General features: G+C 67.0%; 5 protein-coding genes and 1 pseudogene. All 6 read left to right on the top strand.

Annotated elements, in window-relative coordinates:
* Window positions 1–715, top strand: a pseudogene (locus tag VJS90_RS14400) (glycosyltransferase family 2 protein); the annotation flags it as partial.
* Between the two features lie 9 nt (window positions 716–724).
* Window positions 725–1,735 (top strand): polysaccharide deacetylase family protein, encoded by a 1,011-nt coding sequence (locus VJS90_RS14405; protein ID WP_324122318.1) that lies wholly within the window; start codon window positions 725–727, stop codon window positions 1,733–1,735.
* The gene (locus VJS90_RS14410) at window positions 1,732–3,033 is read left to right on the top strand and encodes a lipopolysaccharide biosynthesis protein (RefSeq protein ID WP_324122319.1); all 1,302 of its coding nucleotides are present in this window, start codon (window positions 1,732–1,734) and stop codon (window positions 3,031–3,033) included. The genes VJS90_RS14405 and VJS90_RS14410 overlap by 4 nt, the downstream gene beginning before the upstream one ends.
* Window positions 3,030–4,949: a hypothetical protein gene (locus VJS90_RS14415; protein WP_324122320.1), complete on the top strand. Its 1,920-nt coding sequence runs from the start codon at window positions 3,030–3,032 to the stop codon at window positions 4,947–4,949. Before VJS90_RS14410 ends, VJS90_RS14415 begins: the two co-directional genes overlap by 4 nt.
* Before the next feature lie 34 nt (window positions 4,950–4,983).
* On the top strand, window positions 4,984–5,673 hold the full coding sequence (locus tag VJS90_RS14420) for an N-acetyltransferase (RefSeq protein ID WP_324122321.1): 690 nt from the start codon (window positions 4,984–4,986) through the stop codon (window positions 5,671–5,673).
* Between the two features lie 3 nt (window positions 5,674–5,676).
* Window positions 5,677–6,587: GNAT family N-acetyltransferase (locus VJS90_RS14425; RefSeq protein ID WP_324122322.1), on the top strand; the 911-nt coding region annotated here is incomplete at its 3' end.

A 6,587-nucleotide genomic window follows, 5' to 3' on the forward strand; every position in this document is an offset into this window, starting at 1 on the left:
GCTTCTGGCGCCGTTGGGCGATCCGGACGTCGGCGGCACCGCCGGGCACATGATCATTCCAAATCCGGGCAAGGGCCTGAGCCTGGGCGACAGCCTGTACCGTCATTACGAGGCCTGGCTGCGCAAGGTCGAGAACCGCACCGGCTGCATGGTTTCCGCCGACGGCGCGCTGCTTGCCCTGCGCCGCTCGCTGTTCCAGCCGATCCCGGCGCAGGTCAACGATGACTTCTATATAAGCACCTGCGCGCCGGCCGCCGGCCAGCGGATCGTCTACGTGCCCGAGGCGGTGGTGCTCGACCAGGGCGTGGACGAGGCCAACAAACAGTTTCGCCGTCGCCAGCGGGTCACCGTCGGCGGCCTGCTCAGCCTGGCGGCGCGGCGCGAACTGCTCAACCCGCTGGACCACGGCTTGTACGCCATCGCGCTGATCAGCCACAAGCTGATCCGCCGGCTGGCGCCGGTGCTGTTGCTCCCGCTGTTGCTGGCCAACCTCTGGCTGGCCGCCCAACCCGGTTTCTACCAGCTGACCCTGGCCGCGCAGCTTCTGGGCTACAGCGCGGCCATCGTCGGCCTTCTCGACGCCCGCCACCGCCTGCCCAAGCCGTTCCGGCTGGCGGCCTTTCTCCTGGTCACCCTGGCTGGCATGAGCGTCGGCCTGTGGCAATTCCTGCGCGGGCACAGCTACAGACAGTGGAACCCTGACCAGAACCGATGAGCGATGGATATGCCGATCAAGACACGTATCAAGCAGGCCAGCGGTTGGTTGTATTTCAAGTCCCCCAAGGGACGATCGCAACTGCGCGGGGCCGGGGTGATCCTCATGCTGCACCGGGTGCTGGCCGATGACGCCAGCGCCGCCCTGCCCCACCGCAACGAGCTGTGCATCGGCCCGAAAGCCTTCGAAGGCCTGCTGCGCTGGCTGCCGCGCCACTTTGACTGCGTCAGCCTGATGGACCTGCTCAAGGCCCATGAAAAGCCGCGGGGCAGCGACCGGCCCAAGGTGGCCCTGACGTTCGACGACGGCTGGCGTGACAACGCCGTCAACGCCTTTCCGCTGCTGCAGCGGCACAAGGTGCCCGCGAGCATCTTCCTGTCCACCGACTTCATCGGCAGCCGCCAGCGGTTCTGGTGGGAAAGCCTGGGCGAGACGCTGTGGGGCACCCATGGCGAAGCGGCGCGTCACCACCTGATCGAACAGCTGCGCAAGATCGGCCGGCCGCTGCCGGCGGCCTACTTCATGAACCAACAGCCCGCCGATTGCAGCCTGGCGCTGGCGCACTACCTGCAGAGCCTCAAGACCCTGAGCCCGCAGGCCCTGCACATGCTCACCGACAACTGCCCTGCCGAATCGCTGCCCCAGGCCCTGGACTGGCAGCAGGTACGCGAGCTGGAGGACTCCGGCCTGATCAGCTTCGGCCCACACGGCGCCAGCCACGCGCTGCTGCCGGGCCTTGACGACCAGCGCCTGGACGATGAGCTGCGGCGCAGCCACCAGGCGCTCGAGCAAGGCTGCCGCCAGCCCCTGCCGGTGTACTGCTACCCCAACGGCGACCATGACGACCGGGTGCGCGCGCGCCTGGCCGCACACCGCTACCCGTACGCCCTGAGCACCCGCGCCGGGATCTGCCAGGGCCAGGACGACCCCTTGGCCTTGCCGCGCATCGGCGTAAGCCAGCGCAATGCCAGCCGTCCCTCGCTACTGGCCTGGCGGATCAGCCGTGGAGGCCGGGCATGAGCAGCAGTTACCGGCGCCACCTGGTGCTGAGCATGGGCACCAAGCTTGCGATGATCACCCTGCGCCTGCTGCGCAACGTGCTGCTGGCGCGCATCCTCGGCCCTAGCGAACGCGGTCTGTTCGCCTTGCTCAGCACCTTGCCCGACCTGATCAGCGCCGCGACCAGCGGCGGCCTCAACACCGCCGTTGGGTTTCAGGCCGCCAAGCAGCGCCCGATGGGCCTGCTGCTGACCCAGGTGCTGGTCTACGGCTGCGCGCTGGCGCTGCTGCTGACGCTGATCTGTGTGTTCCTGATGCGCGAGTTCGGTGCCCAGCTCGAGATCACCCTGCAACTGGGCGTGCTGGCCTGGCTGCTGTTGCTGGCCGTGCCGATGACCGTGCTCAAGAGCGGCCTGCTGACCCTGCACAATGCCAGCGGCGGGGTCGGTGCCTTCAATGCACTGCGCCTGGCCGAATCGCTGGCGCCGCTGCTGCTGTTTCTCGGGCTGTACTGGATGTGGCGCGAACAGGCGCTGGAGGCGGCGCTGATCAGCTGGCTGGCCGGTATTGCCCTGGTGGTGGTACTGGGCCTCTGGTGGCTGCGCCGGCAGCACCCGATCGGCCTGTGCTGGGACCGCAGCGGCCAGCGCGAGCTGCTGAGCTACAGCGCCAAGAGCCATCCCGACCTGCTGTTCCAGCAACTGATCCTGCGCTCGGACTACCTGTTCATCGGGGCGATGCTCGGCAGTACCGCCTTGGGTCACTACGCAATGGCCAGCGCCGCGGCCGAGCTGCTGCTGATCGTGCCGGAGGCGGTGACCACCCCGTTGATGAAACGCCTGCTGCAACAGGACGCCGGCATGGACAAGATCACCCCGCTGGCCCTGCGCCTGACCGCGACGGTGATGCTCGGGGCCTGCCTGTCGATGGCGCTGATCGGTGAATGGCTGATCGTCACGCTGTTCGGCGCCGAGTACCAGCCTGCCTACGTCGCCCTGCTGGCCCTGCTGCCAGGCCTGCTTGGGCTGTGCTACGCGAGCATCCTGCGCCTGGACCTGCTGGGCAAGAACCGCCCCGGCACGGTGTCACTGATGATGGGCGGCGCGGCGCTGCTGAGCCTGGTGCTCAATCTCGTGCTGATCCCTCGGTGGGGCATCGTCGGTGCCGCCGCGGCCTCGTCCGTTGCCTACCTGGCGGTGACCATCGCCATGCTCGTCCTGTACTGCCGGCTCAGCGGCGTCCCGCTGCTGCACACCCTCATCATCCTGCCCAGCGACCTCATCCCGCTGCGCCAAATGCTGCAACGGAGGCCAGCATGAAACGCCTGCTATTGATCGCTACCCTGTTCACGCCCTTGGCCTCGACGACTCACGCCGCCAGCCTGGAATGGGGCGATATCCGAGACGGCAGCCTGTACCTGGTGCCCAGCCAGCAAGACACCCTGCGCATCCAGTGGCAACCTGCCTGGCAGGCCGACGCCAACGCCGAGCACCTGTTCCTGCTCGACGGCCGCGGCCACCTGCAAGCCGACCGCGCCATCGCCGCCAGCGAAACCAGCGGCGAACAGCAGTGGCCCCTGGAGCCGAGCACTACCCCCTACCGCCTGGAGATCCCTGGCTACAGCTTCCGCCACTACACGGTCAGCCACAGCGATACGACCCGGTCGTTGTTCGCCCCGGCCAAGGTGCACTTCAGCACCGAAACCGAGGCGGGGGTAGAGCTGTATTTTCGCGTGGCCGCCGGTGAGCAGGCGGTGCTGGGGGGCAAGTACCATGAGGGCGTGGATGGCCTGCAGGTCGAGCGCCTGAGCGACGGCCGCCGGCTGGAGCTGCCGTTGGCGCACTACCTGGGCTACTTCCAGTTCGATCAGCTGGCTCTGCCGGCCAGTGCCAACGACGAAACCTGGCGCCTGCGCCTGCAAGGCAGTGGCAAGGCCGCCTTCTGGCTCGATGGCACCGCCAACCTGTTCGCCCAGCGCGCCGACCAGCTTGGCCCGCTGGCCAGTGCCATCGGCCAGGTAACCCTCAGGCCCGGGACCCAGGTACTGGGCCGCACGCCAGACCTTGGCGTGGCACTGCCCTACGTACTGCCGCCACCCTCGACCTATGCCGCCCTCGACGCCCTGGCGCCACGCGCGGCGGGCTACTACAGCCTGATGGACGTGCTCGAACGCAAGCCCGGCTACGAGGACGCCTGGCGCCTGCTCTACCAGGACCGCTTCGCCATCCGCCAGGACATCACCCTGCTGGCCGCCACCGGCCGGCGCGCCGACCTCGCCGATGACAGCACCACCCAAGACGGCCTGGACGCCTGGCTGGCCGGCACCCGGGCACTGCAAGGCAAGGCCTTGCATTACCTGGCGTTCGCCGACGAGCCCAACCTCAACTACCCCGACTACGCGACCTATCGTGATTTCTTCAAGGCCATGACCGCCCGCGTGCAGGCCTATCCCGGCGCCCGGGAAGCCGGCGTGCGCATCGCCATGCCGGCGTCCTCGCGCCTGGTCAACGGCCCGTTCAAGGAAAACAGCAAGTCCCTGCGCGGCATCGACTGGGCCCGCCAGCTGCTCCAGGAGCATGACGCCGATATCGACGCCCTGGCATGGCACGAATGGATGGTGCGTGACCTGCTGGCCACCCGCAGCTACCGCGACAGCGTGCGCCAGGCCGCGGCCCTGGTCGGCCTTGACGCCCAAGGCCGCCCACGTAAGGCGCTGCTGCTCGACCAGACCAACATGTCCAGCGGCTCGAGCCTGAGTCCTTACGACCAGAACACCCACTACGCCGGGCTCTGGTGGGCCTCGGTGGTGATCAACGCCTCCAGCGACGGCCTGCTCGACATGCTCAACTGGTTCCATGTGGCCGACGAGCCCGAATGGCCCAAGGGCATGATCCGCATGAAAGGCACGGACACCTTCGAGCTCAAGCCGGTGGGCCTGGCCCAGCAGTTCATCCAGCGCCACTGGCTGGACGAGGTGGTGGCCCTGGACAACGACGCCTTCGAAGTCGACGCCCTGGCCATGGTCGGTGGTGCCCAGCGCAGCCTGCTGGGGGTCAACAAGGCTGAACGTGTGCAGCAAGTGAGCCTGGTCCTGGACAGCTGCCCTGCCGGGCAGCTCGAGCTGTTCGGCCCGGACAACCAGTCGCGGCGCGGTGAGTATACCTGCGAGCAAGGACAGATCCGTTTTCAACTGCCGGGGCAGACACTCTTTGCTCTGACCTGGAGCGCGTCATGAGACGCGCCGCGACCTGCCATAGACGGGAGGCACCATGAGTGTATTGGGCAAGATACAGGACCGCATCAAACGCAAAGGATTGCGTGACACGCTGAGGGCTGGCTTCCGCCGATTTGTCTTCTACCATTGGGAATTGCTGTGGCTGGAACGTGATTTGGTCACCCCGGTGGAACCAAATCGACTCAGGCCATATCCGGCCCTGCGCACGGTGAAGATCACGGTGAACAACGTCCAGGCGTTTGCCCGGCATTTTGGTGATCGGGTCGAGACCATGCGCGAGCTGGCCGCGGAGGGCTACACCGGGGTGATGTTCCTTGATGATGCCGGCGATGTGGTGGCGTTCATCTGGGGCAGCACCCGCCACTACCACGACCGGCACTACTACGGGTGCTGGTTTCCCGTGGGGCCAGGCGAGTTTTTCGAGTTCGCCGGCGAAGTCGCCCGTCGCTATTGGGGTACCCAACTGGCGGTCGACATGCAGTTGGCGCTCTGGAAGCTCATGGCCGCCCAGGGCTGCGTGAAAGTTGTCGATGTCTGCGAGAACCACAACATCCCGGCGCTCAAGCTGCACGTGCGCACCGGCTACAAGGAGCAAGGACGAATCATGAATGTTTATTGCCTTTTTGGTCGTTGGAAGTTTTTCCGCGAGACGCGCTACAGCGGCTCGCGACTTGAAGCCCTGCGCAAGACCGAACCCAAAGCATCCACAGCCACGGTGTCCTGAGCCATGAGCCTGAAACTGACCTGGTGTGATTCGCTGCTGGCCGACGATTTCCCGGCCACCGAGTACGAGCAACTGCGTCGCCGCGTGGCAGGCAGTACGCCCTTCAACCATCTTGGCTGGCTGCGCGCCGCCGAGGAAACGCTGCTTCCCGGACAGCGCCTGCAGGTCCTGCTGGGGCGCGAGCAGGGCCGGCTGTGCCTGTGCCTGCCGCTGGTGCGCCAGCGTGAGGCCTTCGGGCCCTTGCGCCTGCCGGTGGTGCGCCATCTGGGCTATCCGCTGAGCGACCGCATCGCGCTGCTGATCGACCTTCCCGACACCGACGCCGACCTGGTCCTGCATGCCATCCGCAAGCAACTGCCGCATGCGGTGCTGCAGCTCAGCGAAGTGCCCCAGCAGGAGTGCGATGCGGGCGGCTGGCTGGCGAGCTGGGCGCACCACAGCTCCACCCACGAACAGCGACTGACCTGCAAGGTGCCGGTCCACCGCATCAGCGACCATGACCGCCAGGAGGTCAGCGGCGACCCCCGTTACAAGCTGCGCCGCGCGCGCAAGCGCATCGCCAACTGCGGCGCGTTGATCCGCCGCGTGCAGGCCACCCCGCAAAACGTCCGCTCGCTGCTGGACGCGGTAAGCGCCGTCGAAGCCGCCAGCTGGAAAGGCGATGACGACGTCGGCATTTTCTCGGGCGAGCAGCGCGAGCAATGGATGTACCAGGCCTTTGAGGCGTTGGCCGCCGAGGGCCTGCTCTACTTCGTGCTGCTGGAGCTTGAAGGGCGCTGCATCAGTTACCGGCTGGGCCTGGTCGAGCGCGGCCGGGTGTATGACTACAACCTCGCCTTCGAACCCAAATACGCGGACCTGGGCAGTGGCCGTGTCCTGCTGGAGGAGTGGATCCACTGGGGGCTCGACGACGG

The sequence above is a fragment of the Pseudomonas sp. genome (assembly GCF_035277045.1).
In the GTDB taxonomy this organism is placed as follows: domain Bacteria; phylum Pseudomonadota; class Gammaproteobacteria; order Pseudomonadales; family Pseudomonadaceae; genus Aquipseudomonas.